Source organism: Methanofollis fontis, assembly GCF_004297185.1.
GTDB lineage: Archaea > Halobacteriota > Methanomicrobia > Methanomicrobiales > Methanofollaceae > Methanofollis > Methanofollis fontis.
Window position 1 is genome coordinate 203,327 of record NZ_PGCL01000001.1, and the last position, 20,757, is coordinate 224,083.

At 64.0% G+C, this 20,757-nt stretch carries 19 protein-coding genes; 5 read left to right on the top strand and 14 right to left on the bottom strand.

Translation table 11 applies throughout. From position 1 onward, the window contains the following. Positions 1–66: 66 nt before the first annotated feature. From aroC to CUJ86_RS00995, 11 genes are all read right to left on the bottom strand, one after another. Positions 67–1,071, bottom strand: a complete 1,005-nt coding sequence (aroC, locus tag CUJ86_RS00945) for a chorismate synthase (protein WP_130645692.1) — start codon at positions 1,069–1,071, stop codon at positions 67–69. After that, complete coding sequence (locus CUJ86_RS00950; protein WP_130645693.1) at positions 1,068–2,417, bottom strand: shikimate kinase; 1,350 nt, start codon at positions 2,415–2,417, stop codon at positions 1,068–1,070. The genes aroC and CUJ86_RS00950 overlap by 4 nt, the downstream gene beginning before the upstream one ends. Continuing rightward, positions 2,414–3,682 (bottom strand): 3-phosphoshikimate 1-carboxyvinyltransferase, encoded by a 1,269-nt coding sequence (aroA, locus tag CUJ86_RS00955; RefSeq protein ID WP_130645694.1) that lies wholly within the window; start codon positions 3,680–3,682, stop codon positions 2,414–2,416. Before aroA ends, CUJ86_RS00950 begins: the two co-directional genes overlap by 4 nt. Continuing rightward, positions 3,673–4,482 carry a prephenate dehydratase gene (locus tag CUJ86_RS00960; RefSeq protein WP_130645695.1) on the bottom strand — a complete coding sequence of 270 codons (810 nt, stop codon included), beginning with the start codon at positions 4,480–4,482 and terminating at the stop codon, positions 3,673–3,675. The genes aroA and CUJ86_RS00960 overlap by 10 nt, the downstream gene beginning before the upstream one ends. Further along, a complete protein-coding gene (locus CUJ86_RS00965) occupies positions 4,464–5,288 on the bottom strand; it encodes a prephenate dehydrogenase/arogenate dehydrogenase family protein (RefSeq protein ID WP_130645696.1) in 825 nt (274 codons plus the stop codon). The genes CUJ86_RS00960 and CUJ86_RS00965 overlap by 19 nt, the downstream gene beginning before the upstream one ends. 1 nt (position 5,289) lies before the next feature. Continuing rightward, positions 5,290–6,276, bottom strand: a complete 987-nt coding sequence (locus CUJ86_RS00970) for a 3-dehydroquinate synthase II (protein ID WP_130645697.1) — start codon at positions 6,274–6,276, stop codon at positions 5,290–5,292. Then, positions 6,273–7,055, bottom strand: a complete 783-nt coding sequence (locus CUJ86_RS00975) for a 2-amino-3,7-dideoxy-D-threo-hept-6-ulosonate synthase (protein ID WP_130645698.1) — start codon at positions 7,053–7,055, stop codon at positions 6,273–6,275. Before CUJ86_RS00975 ends, CUJ86_RS00970 begins: the two co-directional genes overlap by 4 nt. Beyond that, the gene (locus CUJ86_RS00980; RefSeq protein WP_130645699.1) at positions 7,052–7,840 is read right to left on the bottom strand and encodes a 2-amino-3,7-dideoxy-D-threo-hept-6-ulosonate synthase; all 789 of its coding nucleotides are present in this window, start codon (positions 7,838–7,840) and stop codon (positions 7,052–7,054) included. The genes CUJ86_RS00975 and CUJ86_RS00980 overlap by 4 nt, the downstream gene beginning before the upstream one ends. Before the next feature lie 304 nt (positions 7,841–8,144). After that, a complete protein-coding gene (locus CUJ86_RS00985; RefSeq protein WP_130645700.1) occupies positions 8,145–8,969 on the bottom strand; it encodes a DUF6159 family protein in 825 nt (274 codons plus the stop codon). 101 nt (positions 8,970–9,070) lie between these two features. Beyond that, the gene (locus CUJ86_RS00990; RefSeq protein WP_130645701.1) at positions 9,071–10,819 is read right to left on the bottom strand and encodes a radical SAM protein; all 1,749 of its coding nucleotides are present in this window, start codon (positions 10,817–10,819) and stop codon (positions 9,071–9,073) included. Beyond that, on the bottom strand, positions 10,816–11,463 hold the full coding sequence (locus tag CUJ86_RS00995) for a class I SAM-dependent methyltransferase (protein ID WP_130645702.1): 648 nt from the start codon (positions 11,461–11,463) through the stop codon (positions 10,816–10,818). The genes CUJ86_RS00990 and CUJ86_RS00995 overlap by 4 nt, the downstream gene beginning before the upstream one ends. 179 nt (positions 11,464–11,642) lie before the next feature. On the opposite strand from CUJ86_RS00995, the gene CUJ86_RS01000 reads away from it, so the two are divergent. After that, the gene (locus tag CUJ86_RS01000; RefSeq protein WP_165394716.1) at positions 11,643–12,587 is read left to right on the top strand and encodes a methenyltetrahydromethanopterin cyclohydrolase; all 945 of its coding nucleotides are present in this window, start codon (positions 11,643–11,645) and stop codon (positions 12,585–12,587) included. Between the two features lie 82 nt (positions 12,588–12,669). Here the strand turns inward: CUJ86_RS01000 and CUJ86_RS01005 are convergent, their stop codons facing one another. Further along, positions 12,670–13,041 (bottom strand): hypothetical protein, encoded by a 372-nt coding sequence (locus tag CUJ86_RS01005; RefSeq protein ID WP_130645704.1) that lies wholly within the window; start codon positions 13,039–13,041, stop codon positions 12,670–12,672. Positions 13,042–13,253: 212 nt separating this feature from the next. Between CUJ86_RS01005 and CUJ86_RS01010 the strand changes: the two genes are divergently transcribed. Both CUJ86_RS01010 and CUJ86_RS01015 read left to right on the top strand, forming a co-directional pair. Continuing rightward, complete coding sequence (locus CUJ86_RS01010) at positions 13,254–15,248, top strand: methyl-accepting chemotaxis protein (protein ID WP_130645705.1); 1,995 nt, start codon at positions 13,254–13,256, stop codon at positions 15,246–15,248. Between the two features lie 10 nt (positions 15,249–15,258). Next, positions 15,259–15,744 carry a chemotaxis protein CheW gene (locus tag CUJ86_RS01015; RefSeq protein ID WP_130645706.1) on the top strand — a complete coding sequence of 162 codons (486 nt, stop codon included), beginning with the start codon at positions 15,259–15,261 and terminating at the stop codon, positions 15,742–15,744. Between the two features lie 293 nt (positions 15,745–16,037). Here the strand turns inward: CUJ86_RS01015 and thsA are convergent, their stop codons facing one another. Both thsA and CUJ86_RS01025 read right to left on the bottom strand, forming a co-directional pair. Continuing rightward, a complete protein-coding gene (thsA, locus tag CUJ86_RS01020) occupies positions 16,038–17,693 on the bottom strand; it encodes a thermosome subunit alpha (RefSeq protein ID WP_130645707.1) in 1,656 nt (551 codons plus the stop codon). A gap of 59 nt (positions 17,694–17,752) precedes the next feature. Next, positions 17,753–18,664 (bottom strand): transcriptional regulator, encoded by a 912-nt coding sequence (locus CUJ86_RS01025; RefSeq protein WP_130645708.1) that lies wholly within the window; start codon positions 18,662–18,664, stop codon positions 17,753–17,755. A 52-nt stretch (positions 18,665–18,716) separates the two neighbouring features. Here CUJ86_RS01025 and CUJ86_RS01030 point away from each other — a divergent pair, with 52 nt between their 5' ends. After that, positions 18,717–19,991 (top strand): tRNA(Ile)(2)-agmatinylcytidine synthase, encoded by a 1,275-nt coding sequence (locus CUJ86_RS01030; protein ID WP_130645709.1) that lies wholly within the window; start codon positions 18,717–18,719, stop codon positions 19,989–19,991. A gap of 50 nt (positions 19,992–20,041) precedes the next feature. Beyond that, the gene (gene npdG / locus CUJ86_RS01035; RefSeq protein ID WP_130645710.1) at positions 20,042–20,689 is read left to right on the top strand and encodes an NADPH-dependent F420 reductase; all 648 of its coding nucleotides are present in this window, start codon (positions 20,042–20,044) and stop codon (positions 20,687–20,689) included. Positions 20,690–20,757 lie beyond the last annotated feature (68 nt).

Sequence of the window (20,757 nt, forward strand, 5' to 3'; positions counted from 1 at the left end):
TCGTATTGTGCCCTGATTGAGGGGACCGGAAAAAACGGAGCATCGGTTCCCCCTCCAGGGGATCATTCACAAACCAGAAGCGTCGTTCACCGCATATGCCCTCTCTTCGAGCAGGGCATCCACAATCACCAGCGCCAGCATCGCCTCGGCCACCGGGACGATCCTGAGGGCGATGCAGGGATCGTGACGCCCCCGGATCGAGACCTCCCGCTCCCGACCCGCCGTATCGACGGTCCGCTGGGAGAGGGCGATGGAAGGGGTCGGTTTGACGGCGATCCGTGCGACAATCTCCGCACCGGTTGAGATGCCGCCGAGGACGCCGCCCGCATGGTTGGAGAGAAAACCCGTGGCATCCATGGCATCGTTGTTCTCGCTCCCCAGGAGGGCGGCGGCACCGAACCCCTCGCCGATCTCGACACCCTTCACCGCCCCGATCCCCATCAGGGCGGCGGCGATGGCGGCATCGAGTTTCCCGAAGACCGGGCTGCCGAGGCCCGCCGGGATGCCGGCGGCGCGGACCTCGACGATCCCGCCAACCGAGTCGCCCGCCGCCTGCGCCTCCCGGATCACCACAGCGAACCGGTCGGGATCAGATTCGCCGCGGACCGAGAGCACCGCACCTGAAACAGAGATACCCTCCCGTTCGAGCACCCGGAGGGCCACCGCACCGGCGGCGACCCGGGCGGCAGTCTCCCGCCCGGAACTCCGACCGCCGCCGCGATGGTCGCGGAGTCCGTATTTTTTCCAGTAGGTGTAGTCGGCATGACCTGGCCTGAAGACTTCCCGCAGGGCGTCATAGTCATGGCTCCTGACGTCCCGGTTCGGGATGATCAGGGCGAGGGGGGTGCCGGTGGTCTTCCCCTCGAAGACCCCGGAGAGGATCTCGACCCGGTCGGTTTCGGCGCGAGGCGAGGAGAGGGGGCCGCCCGGTCGTCGGCGGTCGAGCATCGGCTGGATATCGGCCTCGGAGAGGGGCATCCCTGCGGGGCACCCGTCGATCACCGCACCGATAGCGGGGCCGTGACTCTCGCCGAATGTGGTGACCCGGAAATGGCGGCCGAAGGTGTTCATACCCCGAGCACCTCCCTCACCCGTTCAGGCAGGACTCTGATCCCGGTCATATGGAGGAACTGTTCGCACGCCTGATACACAAACATCCCGGTGCCTGAGATTGTCCGGCACCCCAGTTCGGCCGCTATGCGGAGGAGCGGGGTTTCAGCCGGGGTGTAGACGAGGTCAAAGACCGTCATCGAAGGCAGGAGATCGGCGGGCGAGAGCAGGGAGCCGGGATCCCCGCCCATACCCACCGGTGTGGCGTGGATGACGATTTCGGGCCGAATCACCCCGAACTGCTGCATCGTCCCGGAATCACAGCCAAACCGCCCGGCCAGCGCCCGCGACTGTTCCGGATTGCGGGCGAGCACCGTCACCTCGCAGCCAAGGTCGAGCAGGGCATAGACAGCGGCGGCAGCGGCACCACCCGCCCCCAGGACGACCGCCCGCCCCGGCAATACCCCATCCAGGGGGCGGCGGACACCGATCCAGTCGGTGTTCGAGGCACAGCACATCCCGCACCTGATGAGAAGGGTGTTTGCAGCCCCGATCGCCTCCGCATGGGGGTCGGCCCGATCGGCAGCGTTGAGGGCCGACTCCTTGTGCGGGATGGTGACCGAGAGCCCCTGCACCCCGAGCCCGACCGCCGCATCCAGGACGGCGGAGAAATCCGGGTGGCCAAGGAAGGTGTAATGCGCATCCAGCCCGCACTCGGCAAACAAGGCGTTCCAGAGCTCTGGGCTCCGGCTGTGCAGCACCGGATGGCCAGCGATGCCAAAGAGACGGGTGGGGGCAGGGAGGGAGGCGAGGCGCTTCCTCTCCCCCGACGGCATCGAAAAACCATCCAGGATCCCGATGTCCCTGCCGGATGCATGGAGGTGATCGAGCACCGCCTCTGCCACCTCGCCCGGGGTGAGGGCGGCAGTATCGACACAGATGTCGGCCGCACGGAGATAATATGGGCGACGAATGGCGAGCACCTCCCGGATCTCCTCGTCGGGTGGCAGGGCGGTGAGTGGCGGGCGGTCAGACCCGGCGATCCTTTCGGCGATCACGGATGCCGGTGCATGGAGCAGCACCACCGTCCCCCCCCGCCGGAGCGCGGCCACATTTGCCGGGTCCAGGACCGCCCCGCCGCCGGTGCTGATCACCCCTTCCTCATCGGCGAGACCGGCGATCACCGAGCGCTCTATTGCCCGGAAGGCCTCTTCCCCGAGACGCTCGAAGATCGCCGGTATCGACATCCCGGCCCGCCCCTCGGTGGCGGCGTCGGTGTCGATGAAGGGAAGACCGAGACGGCGGGCAAGAAGACGCCCGACAACCGTTTTTCCGGTGCCCCGGTAACCAATCAGCACGACCTTCATAGCAGTCCCACCCCCACAAGCGCCTCCCAGAAACCGGGATAGGACTTTTCGACGCACCCCGCATCCCGGACAACGACACCCCCGGCACCGAGTCCGATCACGGCGGCGCTCATCGCCGTCCGGTGATCATTCTCTGGATCGACGATCAGGGGCCTGAGGGGGCCGGGACGGATGGTGAGGCGGTCACCCTCCACCGTCACCCCGGCCCCGGCGGCGGTGAGCACGCGCCGGATCGCCTCCAGACGGTCGCTCTCCTTGTACCTGAGGTGGGCGACCCCGGTGATCGTGGTCGATCCGCGGGCGAACGCCGCCACGGCCGCCACCGTCTGGACGATGTCGGGGGCGGAGGCCATCCCCACCTCGATCCCCTCCAGGGGCCCGTCGCGCTCGACCGTGAGGAGGTCGCCGTTCCAGCGCACCCGGCACCCCATTGCCGAGAGGATCTCAGGGAAGATCCGGTCACCCTGCGCCGAGGTGCGCTCCAGCCCGCCGACGCTCACCCGTCCACCGCAGACGGCGGCGATCGCACAGAGATAGGAGGCCGAGGACCAGTCGCCCTCGACGGTGTAGTCCCGGCCCCGATAGACCCCTTCCGGCACCACGAACCATTCCGAACCGACCCTGAAGGGACGGACGCCGAAATCTTCCATCGTGCGGAGCGTGAGGTCGATATAGGGGCGGGAGACCGGCGGGGTGCGCATGCAGACGGCGAGGGTGCGGCGGGCATAGGGCCCGGCGATGAGCAGGGAGGAGAGGAACTGGCTGCTCATGCCGCCCTCCAAGTTGACCACACCCCCACGGAGGGGGCCCTGCACCTCAACCGGCGGATAGCCCTCCTGAACCGGATAGCGGACCCGCCCCCCCGCCTGCACCAGGGCGTCGCCGAGCGGGCCGAAGGGGCGCTGCTGCATGCGGGCATCGCCGGTCAGACAGACCGGATGCGGGGCGAGGAGGGAGACTCCAGCCATGATCCGCAGGGTGGTGCCCGAGTTGCCGAGGGAGAGGCGCACCGGACCCCCTGTGTCGGGCAGGGCACCGGCGCAGCCCTGCAGGCGCACGCTCTCCTCCTCCTGCACCAGGTCAATCCCCAGGGAGCGGAGGGCGGCGGCGGTCAGACGGGTGTCGGCGGCACGGAGCGGGCGGCGGATCACCGACTCGCCCTCCGCAAGGGCGGCGATCATGAGGGCGCGGTGGGTGACGCTCTTTGAGGGGGGGGCGGTGAAGCGGAGGTCCACCTCCTGCCGCCGTTCGATCCTCACCTCCACTCCCCCACCTCCAGACGCGGATAGCAGCCAAACCATTGTACAGCCGCCAGACCATCGAGCTCAGCCAGGGCACCCTCCCAGGCGGGAGAGGCATGACCGTCCACAAAGAATACATACCGCCCCATCCCCCGTCTGGCTGGCCGGGACTCGATCCTGGTGAGGTTGATCGAGCGCCGGGCAAACACCGCCAGCATCTCGGCGAGCAGCCCGACGCGGTCGGTCCGCGGATCGATGAGCACCGAACACTTGACGGCGTCTTCGCCCGCATAGCGTTGCCGGGAAATGACCACAAAGCGCGTGGTGTTGCCAGCGGCGTCCTGCACGTCGGACTCCAGGACCGGGACGCCGGCGCGTTCCGCCGCAGCCAGCGTGGTGATCGCCGCCGCCGTTCCATCCGGCCTCACCGCACGGGCACTTGCGGCGTTCGAGGGCGTATGGATCACCGGCACCCCCAGAGCGTCGGCCAGACGGCTGCACTGCTCGTGGGCCTGCGGATGGGCATGGAGCTCGGTGATCGCCTCCCGTCCCACAAAGGATGCGAGATGGTGGCGGACCGGCACATACACCTCGGCGGTGATGAAGAGGGGATGGCGCATCAGGGCGTCGAGCACCGCCCCCACCCCACCTGCCTCACTGTTCTCGATAGGAACGACACCATCGCCCCCTCCAGCAGCGACATGGGCGAAGACGGCGGCGATGGTGGGGAGGAGGACGACCTCGTCGGCAAGACGGGAGGCGATGGCGTGGCTCACCGTCCCCTCGGGCCCCAGGGCCGCAAGCCTCATCGTTCGGAGAGACACCGCACCAGCACCTCCGAGTCCTCCGTCGCCTGTGGGATATAGCCGGAGAAATACCGGGCATCGGCCGCAAAGATCTCCGTGAACGCCTGTTCGTCCCCATCGACGACCGCGCGTGAGAGTTCGACCGCCGCGTCCGAGAAAGCGGCGAGCACCTCCGGCACCGCCGGGTTCTCCTGCAGGATAGGACCGTAGAGGTCCGGATCCTGCCCCAGGATCCGCCCGACGAGCGCCGTCTCGATCCGGTAGACCGGGCTGGTGGCAGAGAGCAGGGCATCGAGATCGATCCCCAGGCGGCGGATCGTCCCTGCCACCGTCAGGGTCGCATAATGGGTGAGGGCCTGCACCACCGCCATCAAACGGTCGTGCTCCAGGGGGTCCATCTCCGTGATCTGTGCCCCTTCGGCCCTGAAGATGCCGAGCACCTCTTCCTGGCGCTCAGGATCGATCCGGGCCGGGCAGGCGATGATCGTCTGCCCCCGCAGGGATGCGACCGACGGACCGAACATCGGGTGGAGACCGAGCACTGCCGCCTCCGTCTCGAGCATCGCCGCTACCGGCACCGCCTTCAGGGAGGTGAGGTCGCAGAGGCTCTGCTCGGGGCGGAGGAGGGGTGCGATCTCTCGGATCACCGCCGCCGTGGCCCGGATGGGGACGGAAACGACCACAAGGTCGCAGTGCTCCGCAATCCATGCATTCGTCACGGCGGTATGGCGGCCCGAGACCGAGACCTCATGCCCGGCGGCGGCGAAGGTGCGGGCAAAAAACGAGCCCATACCCCCTGTGCCACCGATGATCCCGATATGCATCTCAGGTCTCCGTGATCGTCTCGCCGACGGCCATCCCGAAGTGGCGGCCCTTCTCCATCGAGACCCCCAGCACCCGGTCCCCGACCGATAGTGCGGCCACCGAGAGCGGCCCGGACTCGCCCATCAGCCTGACAGTCTCGGCGTTCTGGAGCACCAGCCCGGCCTTCGCACCGCCGCTCTCGGCCTCGACCAGCAGCAGGGGACGGCGTTCGATCTTCACCCGACCGACCGCCGCCGTCTCCCCGGTGCCGTCGGCACCGATCACCAGCACGCTGTTGCCCGCCCGCACCTCGGAGAGATAAGAGGTCCGCCCGTCCGGGCCGAGCAGGTAGGCGTGGACCGCCCCGGCGTTCACCCGGAACGGGCGGGGGGCGACATAGGGGTTCTCGGCCGTCTCGGCAAGCACGAGCAGGAACCCGGATGAGGTGTTGCCGACGAGCATCCCCTCCCCTTCGGCCAGGAGGGAGCAGGTATCGATGCACGCCCGGTCGCCCATGCCGACCGGCACAATCCTGGTGACGGTGAAGGGGGCCAGAGCGTATCGCCCTCCCACATCCCGCAGGACGGCGGCGACCTCCCCGATCTGCAGGGGATCGGCGGTCCTGAGCAGCACCCCGGCAACACCCCGCTCCAGGATGCCGAGGGCGAGCCGCGCCTCATCGGCGTCTGAGACGACGGCGATCACCCGGTCGGGGAAGGCGGCGACGAGATTTTCAAGGGGGATCACCGTCCAGTCCGTGGTGGAGACGACGAGCAGGGCGTCGCCGGCGTCCGGGAGGGGCGAATCCGGCGTCACCTCGGCAAACACAACATCGCGCTCAGGCACCAGGTCACCGTCCGGCGCCACCGTAGCGATCCGCCCGAGGGCGCGGGCATCGGCGGCACGGTCCGCCACCAGGGCATCGGCCCCTGCCTCGATCGCCGCCGTGGCGATCTCCGTGCTCCAGGGGCGCACGTCCACCCAGAAGCGCTTCGAAGTCCCGGTCATGCCTCCTCCAGCGCCCGGGCGGGATCGGTCTTCTCGTGGACGACGGCGCAGAGGGCGCGGACGAACAAACGGGGGTCCTCCCGCTGGAAGGCGTTCCTCCCGATGCAGACACCCGCCGCACCGGCCGAAACGGCATCCCTGATGGCGTTCAGGGTGGCGAGATCGCCCGCCTTTTCCCCGCCGGCGATGAGCACCGGCACCGAGCATGCAGCGCAGATCTCGGCGAACGACGCCGGATCGCCGGTGTAGTTCGTCTTGATCAGGTCGGCCCCGATCTCCTCGGCCACCCGCACGCAGTGACCGACGGCCACCGGAGAGCGCGGGTCGATGCCGGTGCCCCGCGGGTAGATCATGATCAGGAGCGGCATGCCCCGGCGGGTGCACTCCCGAGAGACCTCGCCGGCGGCCTCGATCATCCGCGACTCGTTGGGCGCCCCCAGGTTGATGTGGATCGAGACGGCATCAGCACCCAGGGCGACCGCCTCCTCCACGGTGCAGACGAGCACCTTGTCGTCCGGGTCCGGGTTGAGGGAGGTGGAGGCCGAGAGATGGACGATGAGCCCGATATCCCGCCCGCTCCCGCGGTGACCCGCCTTCACCATGCCCTTGTGCATGACGATGGCGTTCGCCCCCCCATCGGAAACGGCGGCCACCGCCTCGGGCATTCTCCGGAGTCCCTCGATCTGCCCCAGAGTGAAGCCATGGTCCATCGGGACGATGACCGTCCTGCCCGTATTCCGGTCCATGATCCGTTCCAGTCTGATCGCCTTGCCGATCATTTCACCATCTCCAGTGCCTCTTCCGCCGTCCGCCCCCCGTGCACGATCGCCGCCGCCGCCCGAAGGAAGCGGTCGGGGTGCCGGTGCTGGAAGGCATTGCGCCCGATGGATAGGCCGGCGGCACCCCCCTCCATCGCCCCTTCGATGAGCTGGAGCGTCGAGAGGTCTTCGGTCTTCGATCCGCCGGCCACGACCACCGGCACCGGGCATCCCCGCGTCACCTCACGGAACGAGTCCGGGTCGCCGGTGTAGACAGTCTTGATGATGTCGGCCCCGAGTTCGGCACCGGCGCGGGCGGCGAGGCAGACCGCCTCTACATCCTTCTCGTCCGGGATCTTCGCACCGCGGGGGTACATCATCGCAAGCAGGGGCATCCCCCAGTCCATGCACTCCACCGCCACCTGCCCGAGATCCTCGAGCATCCGGGCCTCCGAACCGGCGCCGATGTTGATATGCACCGAAACGGCGTCGGCCCCCATCTTGAGGGCGTTGGTGACGGTGTTCACGATCACTTTCTCGTTCGGGTCCGGCCCGAGGGTCGTGGAGGCCGAGAGGTGGAGGATGAGCCCGATGTCCCGCCCGCTCTGCCGGTGGCCGTAGAGGGCGAGTCCGAGATGACCGAGCACGGCGTTCGCTCCCCCGTCGGCAACCGCATCCACCGTCCGTCCCATGTCGATGAGCCCGGGCATGGGCCCTGCCGTCACACCGTGATCCATCGGTACGATGATCGTCTTTCCGGTGTTCCGGTCCATGATACGTTCCATCCTGATCTGTTTTCCTCTCATGATCAACTCCTCCCCGCCGGCATGACATACTGCGGGGACTTTTAAAAGAGATAAAAATATCCAAAAAAGAAGGCGTACATCGCCATCGCTCCGGGAGCGACGGTCAGAGAACCGATGTCTGTGTGACGATCAGCGGCGCTGGTGAGGATAAAGGCATTCACCGGCGAAAAAACATTCACCACACATTACCTGAAGGGTGGCACTCCCCCCTATATAATAGGTGTGGAACAGAGGGGGAGAACCCCGCCGACCCCACAGAACGGTGGAAGGGAAATCCGGAACAGGGCCGACGGAATGATGTGTTTCACCGCTTTGCCACAAAGGCGTTCCTGACCAGATCGTCGCCAAAGGCGGGAGAAACTGTCCCGTCTTTCGCATACCGGTAGAGGGCGGTGACAAAGATGCCGTGCAGACTCCCGTAGACCACACCGAGGACCGCCGTCCCGATGATGGCCAGCACAAACAATCCTGCCGTGAGGACGATATTCCCCAGGACGAGGCTTGCGAAGGCGAGGACAAACAGCAGAATGCCCGGGAGGACCAGGAGGCCCAGACCGCCGTTTCCTATGACGTTTTCGCCCCACGTTCCCTTGAAGAGACGCCAGGACTCCCCGATGGCGTCGGCGACACCCTTCTGCTCGAAGACCATCACCGGGATCACGAACAGGGTCGCAAGGCTCCAGACACCGCCGACGATGGCGATGGCAATTTTTCCCAGGAGACCGGAACGTTCTGCGGCCAGACGGAGCACCAGCCCGACCGTGGCGGCGACCAGGGCCCAGGAGAGGATCCGCCCGATGTTTGCCCATGCAACCGAAAGCCCGTCCCGCACCGTCGGGTCGCCGCCCCTGAGTCTGATATCGGCGCAGGCGATGATGCCGGTGTTGAAGAAGATGGCGACCGAGAAGGTGATGAAGTAAAAAATGGCCAGGAGAACGACCTGTAACACCCATGAGGACGCCGCCTGCATCAGCAGACCGGAGACGAAGATCGGCACGATGAACGAGGCGACCAGGATGATCGTGGCGATTGCGGAGAGGACCGGGAAGAGGAGGAGTTCCCGGTCCTGTTTCAGGACCGAAAGCGAGGTTTTGATGAGCGCAATGCTGCGCCCGAAGGTGCCTGCCATATACAGGGATGCGGGCGAAACGGATAAAAACGGGATCATTTTGATCGGGAACAGGGTTTTCCAGGCGTCCGGATCACAGGGAGCGGAGAGGTGTGCCCCCCTTACTTCACGGTCGTGCCCCGGAAGGAACGGTTATGGTTCACCGCCTCCGGATCGACCCCGTAGAAGCGGCGGTAGAACGCCCGCTCCTCCTCATCCAGGTCGAAGGCGCAGTGATCGGGGTGGAGAGTGGCGGCGAGCGCCATCAGCCCGAGCACCCAGCGTGGACTGCCGAAATCCCATCCCGGCGGCATCGTATACACGGCACCGGTGCGGACAGCATCCACGATCAGACCCCCCTCATGGCAGAACCGCAGGTAATCCTCGGCAGGAGCGGAGAGGAATCCGGAGACGATGATCACCTCCGGGTTCAGGGCGAGGAACTCCTCGGACGAGATGTTCACGCCCGGTTTTCCCTTCCTGGGGATCTGCCGGTTGACCACCGTCGCCCCGGCGGTCCCGGCAAGACAGACCTCGAACCTCCCGGCGTTCAGGGCGAACAGCGGGGTGCCCATCGAATAATAGAGACGGGGCCGGCGGTCGGATCCGGCCACGGCCACCATCACCTGCTCCGTGCGATCAGAAAGCCATGCATGGAGCGCCGCCGCCTCCTCCTGCCTGCCGGCCCTGGCCCCGATATCATCCACAAGTCCCAGATAGCCGTCGATCGTCTGGATGCGGTCGTGCATTCCGCCGATAAAATTCTCGTTCACGATCCCCGACCAGAACCCCTGCAGGGCAGCGCCGTCGCCGGCGCCCAGGCAGGCAAGGATCGCCCGCACCATCTCGAACGCCCGCGTGGTGCGGTAACCACCGAGCAGACCGGGCTCGTCGAAGCACTCCGTCCCGATGGCGCCGCGGACCGGGAGGCGCTCCCCGCAGGAGCAGACCGGGCTGGAGCGTGCCCACACTGTCCTGGCCCCCATCGGCCCATAAAACTCCCGCCCGATGATCCGCTCGCCGCAGCGCGGGCAGAGGGTGTCGAGACAGGGCGTCCCGGGCGAGTTGAAGAGATAGACGAACGGCAGGATCTCCCGCGCCCGCCGGCAGAGGTCCTCCGATTCCAGGACCGTGGGTTCGTCACCGGCGCATGCATCGCCGAAGGGCACAAACCGCATCACCTGCAGGGGGATCTCGGGAGAGATGCCGACAAGCCGACGCGCCGCACCGAGCACCTCCTCCTCGCCGCCGCGGAGGTACATGACCGAGGCCTCGACATGCACACCGGCGGCGGCACAGAGCCCGATGTTCCTGAAGACCGGGGCCGCATGCGCCGCCCCGCAGGCGCGGTAGCGCCCGTCCGAGACCCCCTTCAGCCCCACATTCATATAGTCCAGATGGGGGATGAGGGCGTTGAGCGCCTCCTCCGTAAAATACCCGTTCGTCGAGCACCCCACCGAGAGTCCGGCCTCCTGCGCCGCACGGGCGAGTCTGAGAAAGGTGGGGAACGAGGCGGCGGGTTCGTTGAGGCAGAACACGATCCCCGAGCACCCCTCCGCCTCCGCCCGTTCAACCATCCCGGCAGGCGATCGGTGCCTGAGGGCGCCGGCGATTCCGTCCGGGTCCCCGATCAACACCTCGGAGATGCACCCCGGACAGGAGAAGGTGCAGCCGACCGTGCTCACCTGGAGCACCTTTGCCCGCGGGGAGTAGTGGAGGACCGGCACCGTCTCGATCGAGACCGGCATCACGGTGAGATAGGCGTCCGGGTGGCGCTCGACGAACTCGCCACCCCTCACGGTATACATCCGGCAGATGCCGGTGCTGCCCTCAGGGATGGTGCAGCCCTGCTCGCAGATCCGGCACTTCATGCCGACGCCCCCTTCCTCATCACGATCCAGAGGCCGGATTCGTCCCTGACGACATCTCCCTCGACGCCCTCCACCCCGGACAATGCCTCCCTGAAGCGCTCCATCGTCTCAGATGAGATGTTCTTCCGGTTGAACTCCCCCCAGTCGGGGTTGCGGCGGATCATCTCCGGCACGATCCGTCCGTTCAGTTCGGCATTCCCGAACCCGCCGCCGATGATCGCCATCCCTCCATTCTTCAGCACCCGTGCGGCCTCGCGGAGGGCGGCAGGAAGGTCCTCCCAGAAGAACACCGAACCGCGGCTGACCACGAGATCGGCGGAGGCATCCGGGAAGGGAAGGGCAGCAACGTTCCCCGGGACCGTCCGCACGCGTCCCTCCAGGCCCGCTTCCTGGATGTTATTCTCCGCGATCGCCTGTGCCGACGCCGAGATGTCGAGGGACCACACCTCCATCTCAGATGCCGTTGCGACAGCGATCGCCAGATGACCGGGACCGCTCCCCAGATCAATGCAGACGCCGTCCCGCCGACCGAAATGCTCGAAAAAATATTCCGCGAGCACCGGATAGATCGGGGCGAAGATCGTCCGCGCAATTCGGTCCATTCCCTCTGCTTTTTCCTGTTCGGAACGTGTATCCTGTTTCATAGTGTCACCTCCGGCATACCGCCGTGGGATGGGCAGGGCCCCCCTCCTTCATCTCTCTCTGGCGGGACGGAGGATGAAGATAGCGATTGACACATCGCCCATGGAAACGACATCCCATTACCTCCGGAGGTCGGTCGTGCGGCCCACAACACTATATATCTGGAGGGAAAGGGATGCCCATGGCTGGTCTGAACGAGGGGGCCCTCCCGATGGTGAAGGAGATGACCGAACGTGCCGCATTGCTCGGCATCAGGGCCGGGAGGATGAAAGGAGGGGCCATGCTCATCGACTGCGGGAGCGGGCGGGAGGTCACCGGGAGTTATGAGGCGGGATGCCGGACGGTAGAGGCGGCATGCGGAGGATGCGCCCGGGCATGGACAGGGATCGGCGCCATCGGCCCCTATACTCTGCCTATCCTTCAGATGAACATCGCATCCCCTGCAGACGCCTGCCTTGGCGCACTGCTCCCCCTCTGGAAGGTGCGGGCTGGAGGAGAGGCGGTGTCGGCATCAGGGCCAGGACGCGCCCTCGCCCGCCGCCCCCCCCGGATCTATCAGATGATCGAGATGGACGAACAGGCAGACGACGCCGTCGTCTGCCTGGATGCCGGATGGTTCCCTGACGACGACGAGGCAGGACGGATTGCTGAGGCATGCGGCGTCGGGGTAGACCGCCTCACCATCATTCTTGCTCCCGCTTCAGGGATCGCCGGGGCGGTGATGAACGCAGCCCTTGTCGCCGGGACGACCGTGGCCCGGTTGATAAAATACGGCTACGAGTCCGATCGCATTCTCCACGCCTCCCTGCGGGTGCCGGTTCCCCCCCCCTCTCTGGACGCCGAACGGGTCCGGGACGCTGCATGCCTCGGCGGCACTGTCTCCGGCACCATCCATCTTGTGGTTGCAGGCTATGACGATGCTATTGCCGGGTGTGTGAGCGGCAGGTGCTCCTGGACCGCCTCCAGGGACACCCGCCTCACCGCACCGGTGGCCGAACTGACCGTCACCGACAGCAGAGACGGCAGCGTCCGGCGGTTCGGGGCCTGTGATCCAGGAAAAGCCCTCGAACACTTCGGGATCAGGCGCCGGAGCGTCCGGCCCGACCGGATCACCGCCATCCGCTGACCGGCACTACAGACCGACCGAAGAGATTCCAGAATAAAATATGAGGCGAGAAGCGTTCAACGACAGGGGCAGCTGCCGCGGTTCACTCCCCGCTCTTCTCGATCGGGCACTTCGCCACATACTCGAGGTTGAACTTATAGAAATGTGTGTATCCGCAGTTATTGCACCGCGTCGTGAACTGGTTGCAGCCGATGATCAGGTCGTGCGGACCCTCGACACCACAGTTCTTGCACGCCGCCGTTGCCTCCAGGTTCCAGATGTCGTAGCAGCTGATCGGGGTAAAGGTGCCCTCGTCTCTGACGTCCTCCAGACGGGGCACGAAGATCCGCGTGGCACCGCAGTTGTCGCACTCCACCTGCGCCTGTGAGGAAACGGCCTTGATCACCTGGTCGGCCTCCTGGTGACAGTTGTAGCAGACGGTGCGATATTTCGTGAAGATAAAACGCTCACTCATGCATTCTCCTCTCAAAGAGGAGAATAAATAATTACCTGCTGGCCCTGGCGGGGCAGAAAACCGAATTGCCCGAAATAACAGACATCAAACAAAAATACAGGGCCGATTTAATTTTTGCAGTTGTATTTTTCCAGAATTGAAATAGATACACTATATTATCAGGAAGTCAAAGAGATCACCACGACACCAGCGACACACCAGAGGGTTCAGAAATGACAGCACACCATGAAAAAATCGAAACAGTATTCCAGAGAGCACTTGACGGCGATTATTCGGCCCGATGCAGCATCGACCTTCTGGACGAGGATTTCAAGTCCCTCGGCCGGATGGTGAACCAGGTCATCGAAGAGATGCAGAGGCGTGAAGAAGAGCAAAAGGAGGCCGAACGCCTGAAAAAAAGGGCTGAAGCATTTGTAAAATTCAACCCCCAGGCAATCGCCGTGCTCGCTTCGGACAAGCACCGCCTCGACCTCAACAAGGAATACGAGCGTGTCTGGCGCGGAACCTACGACGAACTGATGGCCAAAAAACTCTACGACTTCAATATCAAGACCTCGGGAGACGACTTCTACGCCTCTTTCGAGACGAAAAAGATGGCAATCTCTGATCTGGAGATCGCATGGGAGGACGGCACTACCACCTACCTCCGCCTCTTCCAGGTGCCCATCCTTGATGACGACGGCGAGATCGACGTCAACTACTACATCTACCAGGATCTCACCGAGCAGAAGCAGGAGCTGAAGGAGATCCAGGCACTGCAGCGCCGTGCAGACGCCTTCCTGAAGTACAACCCACAGGCGATCACGGTGCTCGCAGCGGACAAGCACCGCCTCGACCTTAACAAGGAGTACGAGCGTGTCTGGCGCGGAACCTACGACGAACTGATGGCCAAAAAACTCTACGACTTCAATATCAAGACCTCGGGAGACGACTTCTACGCCTCCTTCGAGACAAAGCAGATGGCGATCTCGGATATGGAGGTCGCATGGGAGGATAACACGACCTCCTACCTCCGCCTCTTCCAGGTGCCCATCCTCGACGAAGACGGCGAGATCGACGTCAACTACTACATCTACCAGGACAACACCGTCCTGGTTGAGAAGGAGAAGGAGGCACAGGAAAAGGGCGCCCTTCTCGCCGCCAGCGCCGAAGAGCTGAAGAGGGCGATGGACGAGATGGCAACCGGCGATCTCACCGCCTTCGTGGAGATCAGGGACGACGACCCCATCCGCGACCTCAAGCTCAACTACCGCCATTCGCGCGACAGCATCAAGACGGTGCTCAACGAGATCGCAGCGGTCGGCAACAGGGTCCAGGAGAGCACGCAGGACACCAGTCGCAGTGCCGCCGACATCTCGCGGGCGATCGAGGAGGTTGCACAGAAGAGCCAGCAGACCGCCGACAACGCCAAACAGCAGCTCGAGAACCTTGAGGAGGTCGCCCGCGCCATGTCCGACCTCTCGGCATCGATCGAGGAGATCGCCAGCACGGCACAGGGTGTCCTCGACGGTACAGAGGCCGCCGTTCGGATCGGTGACGAAGCCGAGGTCATCGGCAGGGAGGCCGCCGTCAAGATGCAGCAGGTCGAAACCATTACGAGGGAGGGCGTCGAGGAATTTTCACGGCTGAAAGAGGAGATGCAGGAGATCTCCAAGATCGTCAAACTCATCAATGACATCTCCAGCCAGACAAACCTGCTGGCGCTGAACGCCGCCATCGAGGCGGCCAGGGCTGGCGAGCACGGGCGGGGCTTCGCCGTCGTTGCCGGAGAGGTCAGGAATCTGGCCGGCGAGTCGAAGAACGCCACCAACCATATCGGCGACCTGATCGGCAGCATCCAGGAGAAGAGCGAGAAGACGGCCCGGGATCTCCAGGCGGCATTCAACGAGATCGAGGCCGGCATTCTCTCGGTCAACCGCACCATCGAGGCCCTGAACCGGATCATCGGCGCCTCCAAGGAGGCGCACGAGAACGTCACCGAGATCGCACGGGCAACCGACGATCAGGCGACCTCCACCAACCGCGTGATGGAGAGGATGGAGGTGACCACCAGGATGACCAAGGAGACGATGAACCGGATCGAGGACATGGCCGCCCTCGCCGAAGAAGTCTCGGCATCTGCCGAAGAGGTCGGCAGCGCCTCAGAGGAGGTCGCAGAGATGGCTGGAGAGATGAAGGAGAGCATTGGACGTTTCAGGCTTGAATAAGGTGAACAATGTGGAAAATGTAGACGTAGTGGAATTTGAGGTTGCAGACGAGCACTACGCCCTCGACATATCCCTTGCACGCGAGATTGTGGAGATGGTCCCGATCACCCCGGTGCCCCGGGCACCCCCCCACATCGCCGGGATCATCAACCTCCGCGGCGAGATCACGACCGTGATGGACCTATCCACCCTCCTCGGGATCGCCCGGGCAGGCGAGGCGGAGCGTCAGAAGATCATCATCCTGGTCCCGGAGGCGGCAGGGGGCTCCAACGTGGGGATAATCGTGGACGATGTGCTCTCGGTGATGCAGGTCTCAGAGAATGATGTCGAGCGGATGGACGACTCGATTGCCCGCGATGCGTTTGTGAAGGGCATCATCAAGATCGGCCTCGATAAGAACGGCGATAAGGATAAGGACAAGGGCGAAGTGAAGAACCTGGTCATCTGGATTGACGTCCAGAAGATCCTCGAGCAGCTGAACGCATACGCGGTCTGATCCCCCCTCTTTTTTCAGGCAGCACACCATGCGGCATTCATGAGCAGATGCCGCCTTCAGAACCGGCGGCGGGCACCGACCCCCACCATCGATGCAGTCGTCCAGGAGGCGGCACGCTCCTGAACAGAGGACTATTCCCGCCAGCGATCAGGACGACGATACGGTCCTACCGGATCCGTTCAGCCGCGGCAGAGGCGCACCCGCAGGTTGGTGCGACAGGATATACAGCGATACGAGAGAACAACGGCCCAAAAAAAGATGCCCCTGGAGGGGGCGGGATAGTATTTTTGAGATTACATCATGGGGGGCATGCCGCCCATACCGCCGCCCATGCCGCCGCCCATTGCCGCCATCTCCTCGGGTGAGGGGCCGGCGGACCTGGAGGATGCAATGACGTCGTCGATCCTGAGGATCATCACGGCCGCTTCGGCGGCGGAGCTGATCGCCTGGGTCTTAACGCGCAGGGGCTCGACAACGCCCTTCTCGAGCATGTCGCCGGCCTTGCCGGAGTAGACGTCGAGACCGGCGGTCTTCTGACCCTGCTCGTGGGCCGCACGGAGGTCGACCAGGGTGTCGATCGGGTCGAGACCGGCGTTCTCGGCCAGGGTTCTCGGGATGATCTCGAGGGCGTTTGCAAAGGCCTCGATGGCGAGCTGTGCACGTCCGCCGACGGTGGCGGCGTACTCCCGCAGACGCAGGGAGAGCTCGACCTCGGGGGAACCGCCGCCGGCCACGAACTTCCTGTCGCGGATGGCAACCTCGACAACGCGGAGGGCGTCCTCGATGGCGCGGTCCAGCTCGTCGACGACATGCTCGGTGCCGCCCTTGATGATGATCGAGACCGCCTTGGGGTTCTTGCACTGCTCGACGAAGATCATGTCCTCGCCGGAAACCTTGCGCTCCTCGACGATACCGGCGAACCCGAGTTCGTCACCGGAGATGGCGTCGATGGAGGAGACCAGGGAGGCGCCGGTGGCGCGGGCGAGCTTCTCCATGTCGCTCTTCTTCACACGGCGGGTGGCGAAGATGCCGGCCTTGGCCAGGTAGTGCTGGGCGATGTCGTCGATGCCCTTCTGGCAGAAGAGAACGTTCGCACCGGAGGCGACGATCTTGTCGACGATGGCGCGGATCATCCGCTCCTCCTCATCCAGGAACATCTGGAGCTGGTCGGGGCTCGTGATGTTGATCTCGGCGTCGACCTCGGTCTTCTTGAACTCGACGGCGGCGTTCAGGAGCAGGATCTTTGCGTCGTTGACCGTCTTCGGCATGGCCGGGTGGACACGCTCCTTGTCGATGAGCATACCCTCGATGATCTCCGAGTCCTCGATGGTGCCGCCGACCTTCTTCTCGATCTTGACGTAGTCGGTGTCGACGGTGCCGTCCTCGTCGGCGACCATCGTGACGGCCTTGACGATGAGGTCACAGAGTTTGTCCTTGGAGGCCTCGGCGCCCTTGCCGGTCATGGCGGTGCCGGCGATCTTCTTGAGCGCCTCAACGTCGTCGGGCTTGATGTCGATGGCAAGGTCCCTGACAAGTTCGATCGCCTTCTCGGCGGCCAGGCGGTAGCCCTGTGCGATCACCGTGGGGTGAACGTCCTGCTCGAGGAGGTCCTCGGAGCGCTTGAGGAGTTCGCCGGCCACAACGACTGCGGTGGTGGTGCCGTCGCCGACCTCGTCGTCCTGCGTCTTGGCGACCTCGACCATCATCTTGGCGGCCGGGTGCTCGATGTCCATCTCCTTGAGAATGGTCACACCGTCGTTCGTGATGACGACGTCACCGATGGTGTCGACGAGCATCTTGTCCATGCCCTTCGGGCCGAGCGTCGTGCGCACAGCCGAGGCGACGGCCTTGGCTGCGGCGATGTTGATGCTCTGTGCGTCACGCCCGCGGGTGCGGGAGCTCCCTTCTTTCAGAATAAGGATTGGTTGTCCTCCCAGTTGCTGAGACATTGCATATCACCGTATAAATTAGCGTAAAAAAGTAGGTTTGTAGTTCTATATAAAATTTATCAGTGGTTGATCATCTCGATGAGGTCGGAGCTATCCTCAAGACCGCTCAGATGCACCTCTCCGACAACCAGCGTCTTTCCAATCCTCTTCTTCTTCCTGGAGTCGGATATGACACAGATCGCATGAGTTCGGGTCACCTGAGAGATGTTGCCGATCAGGGCCGCTCGCTTGACGATCCGCTGGGCCGTCCCGTAACAGGCAAGGATCATCTCATCTTCGGCCATTGCAAGCGCCTGAAATGGAGCGCGGCGCATCTGGTGGACTTCAACCCCGATACGATCGAAATCAGGAATGAAATCAGAATGGGGAACTTGCTCCTCTCGTTCCGAGGACGGAGAGTACGAAAGCAGGTCGATCGACTCCACCACCGCCTCGTCAAAGATCTCTTCGAGCTCGATGGCGACCTCAAGTGAGGTGCTCATGCCGTCCTCGTACTTCGAGATCGTCCGTCGTGAGACCCCCAGGTGGCGGGCAAGATCACCGAGAGAGAGCTGGTGGCGTTCACGCAGCCCCTTCAGCACACCGCCATTGATATTCACATACAGCCCGCCGGGCTGGGCATAGATGAGGGGCGGCACCTCCTCGACGAGAAAGTCATAGAGAGTGGCCGGACTGATCGCATAGATGCCATAGCGCACATACACGGTGCCCCGCTCAAGATCGGAATCACGGGCCCGGTCGCCGATGATCATGGGAGAGGCACGCATGTGGCGGGCGATGATGTCCATGTCCCGTGCGATCTCCTCAGAGACAGAATCGATATGGGAGACGACCTTGATGACCAGAAGAACCCTGCCGTTCCCGGCGATGAGGTCAAACGACCTGGGGCGCATGCTACACCGTTCGGAAACGTCATATCCAGCCGTCAGCATCACGCTGACAACCATATCAAGAAGGTGCTCCTGGGACATGACCACTCGTTAAAGGTGGATATAGGAGGACACCCTAATAAATAATCGCTTTATGTTCATCGGGATCGACGACACCGACTCCCCGGCCGGGATGTGCACGACCTACCTCGGGGCCGTGCTCGGGGAACGGTTGCGCGAGGGCGGAATGGAGGTAGTCGAGATGCGCCTTGTGCGCCTGAACCCGAACGCTCCCTACAAGACGCGGGGGAATGCGACGGTGTGCATCGAGGCGCGGGGCGATCCGGAGAGAGCGTTCGGGATCGCCGCCGCCGCCATCGACGAGTTCGCCGATCTTTCCTGCGAGAACACCAATCCGGGGCTGGTGGTGGTCGAAGAGCGGCCCGACCCCGCATTCTACTGGAAGGCCGTCCGCCATTTCTGTTCGATCGAGGAGGCCTGCGACCTGCTGGAGGAGAGCGCCGCCCTCTACCGCGGCTGGAAGAACGGACGGGGGCTGATCGGGGCGACGGCAGGTGTTGCAAGTGAACTTCCCGACCGGACCTGGGAACTACTGGCCTATCGCCGGCCGGAATGCTGGGGGACACGGCGTGCAGTGGAACGCTCATCCGTCTTTGCCGCCGAGGCGGCGACCTACCCCCACACCTGGGACTCAGTGGACCGGCAAAACGGTGTCGTCGTCTGTGTGCCCCACACCCCGGACCCCGTGCTCTACGGGATCAGGGGGGAGTCGGCGGCATGGGTGCAGGAGGCCGGATCGATGATCCGGGCCGAGGAGCCCGAACGCCTGACAGTCTGGATCACCAACCAGGGCACCGACGCCCACCTGATCGACGGGGAGATCGGGACCCTCCTGGAGGGACGCTCCTACCGAGTCCGCGGACGGGTGGCGGAACGGGCGTCGACCGGTGAAGGGGGGCATGTCAGAGCCCTCCTTGAAGACGGGGACAAACATCTCGCCTGCATGGCCTTTGAACCGACAAAAGGGTTCAGGGAGGTTGTACGAGGGCTGGTGCCTGGCGACACCGTGCTCGCCTGCGGGAGCTGCAGGCATGGAGCACTCAACCTGGAAAAGATCCGCATTGACACCCTTTCAGAGGATACAATATACAGACCGCCGTTATGCCCGACCTGTGGAAGCCGGATGACCTCGGCCGGGAGGGAGAAGGGGTATAAGTGCCGAAAATGCGGGGCACGGGCACAGGAACCGGAGACCTCCCTCAGGCCCAGGTCCGTGCAGAAGGGCTGGTTCGAGGTTCCGCCGGTGGCGAGGCGCCATCTCTCCAGACCGCAGGTCAGGGAGGGCCTGGACCAGAGGGACACCCCTCTACCCCTGGATCCGATTGAAACCTCCATTAAAGAGAGGTGATCCCGCACTCCGGCACAAAATACAATATCTTCCGGGTAGATAGGCAGAGCATGAAAGTGGGAATCATCGGCGGCACCGGCGGCATCGGTCAGGGGATGGCATTGCGGCTATCACAGAACCACTCCGTACTCATCGGATCTCGCATCGAGGAGAAGGCCCAGGCCGCCTGCGAACTCTGCGAGTATGCCCTCAAGGTGCTCGGCCTCCCCTTCGACCTGCTCCCGACAACCAACCAGGGCGTTGTGGACGAATCAGATATCGTTGTCTTCTCGATCCCGGCCGAGAACCTTGAACAGACAATCAAGGGCCTTACCGGGCTCGAGGGCAAGACCGTCATCAGCCTGATGAACCCGATGGTCAGGACCGACTACTTCAGGTACGATCCCCCTGCGGAGGGATCGGCGGCCCTCAAACTCCAGAAACTCCTGCCCGACTCAAAGGTCGTCGCCGCCTTCAACAATATTCCGGCCGGAAAATGGCAGAAACTCTCAGAGCCCCTTGACTATTCGGTCTGTGTCTGCTCGGACTTTGACGACGCCAAGAAGACGGTCATGGAGCTGGTCGAATCGGTCTCAGAACTGAAGTCCCTGGATGCCGGCCCCCTGGCGGTCTCGCCATACATCGAGGCCATCACCCCACTCGTCATCAATATCGCACGCTTCAGTAAGATGCGCGACGTCGGCGTCTACTTCAAGTGAAACATATCCACCTATTTTTTGTATCTCCGGCGATCCTCGCGCATCGATTCCATGGAAACGTACCGGTG

Bases quoted from the DNA above. Each gene is read 5' to 3' on its own strand.
- aroC (WP_130645692.1), bottom strand. From the start codon at position 1,071: ATGAACACCTTCGGCCGCCATTTCCGGGTCACCACATTCGGCGAGAGT.
- CUJ86_RS00950 (WP_130645693.1), bottom strand. From the start codon at position 2,417: ATGAAGGTCGTGCTGATTGGTTACCGGGGCACCGGAAAAACGGTTGTC.
- CUJ86_RS00965 (WP_130645696.1), bottom strand. From the start codon at position 5,288: ATGCATATCGGGATCATCGGTGGCACAGGGGGTATGGGCTCGTTTTTT.
- CUJ86_RS00970 (WP_130645697.1), bottom strand. From the start codon at position 6,276: ATGACCGGGACTTCGAAGCGCTTCTGGGTGGACGTGCGCCCCTGGAGC.
- CUJ86_RS00975 (WP_130645698.1), bottom strand. From the start codon at position 7,055: ATGATCGGCAAGGCGATCAGACTGGAACGGATCATGGACCGGAATACG.
- CUJ86_RS00980 (WP_130645699.1), bottom strand. From the start codon at position 7,840: ATGAGAGGAAAACAGATCAGGATGGAACGTATCATGGACCGGAACACC.
- CUJ86_RS00985 (WP_130645700.1), bottom strand. From the start codon at position 8,969: ATGGCAGGCACCTTCGGGCGCAGCATTGCGCTCATCAAAACCTCGCTT.
- CUJ86_RS00990 (WP_130645701.1), bottom strand. From the start codon at position 10,819: ATGAAGTGCCGGATCTGCGAGCAGGGCTGCACCATCCCTGAGGGCAGC.
- CUJ86_RS00995 (WP_130645702.1), bottom strand. From the start codon at position 11,463: ATGAAACAGGATACACGTTCCGAACAGGAAAAAGCAGAGGGAATGGAC.
- CUJ86_RS01000 (WP_165394716.1), top strand. From the start codon at position 11,643: ATGGCTGGTCTGAACGAGGGGGCCCTCCCGATGGTGAAGGAGATGACC.
- CUJ86_RS01005 (WP_130645704.1), bottom strand. From the start codon at position 13,041: ATGAGTGAGCGTTTTATCTTCACGAAATATCGCACCGTCTGCTACAAC.
- CUJ86_RS01010 (WP_130645705.1), top strand. From the start codon at position 13,254: ATGACAGCACACCATGAAAAAATCGAAACAGTATTCCAGAGAGCACTT.
- thsA (WP_130645707.1), bottom strand. From the start codon at position 17,693: ATGTCTCAGCAACTGGGAGGACAACCAATCCTTATTCTGAAAGAAGGG.
- CUJ86_RS01025 (WP_130645708.1), bottom strand. From the start codon at position 18,664: ATGTCCCAGGAGCACCTTCTTGATATGGTTGTCAGCGTGATGCTGACG.
- CUJ86_RS01030 (WP_130645709.1), top strand. From the start codon at position 18,717: ATGTTCATCGGGATCGACGACACCGACTCCCCGGCCGGGATGTGCACG.
- npdG (WP_130645710.1), top strand. From the start codon at position 20,042: ATGAAAGTGGGAATCATCGGCGGCACCGGCGGCATCGGTCAGGGGATG.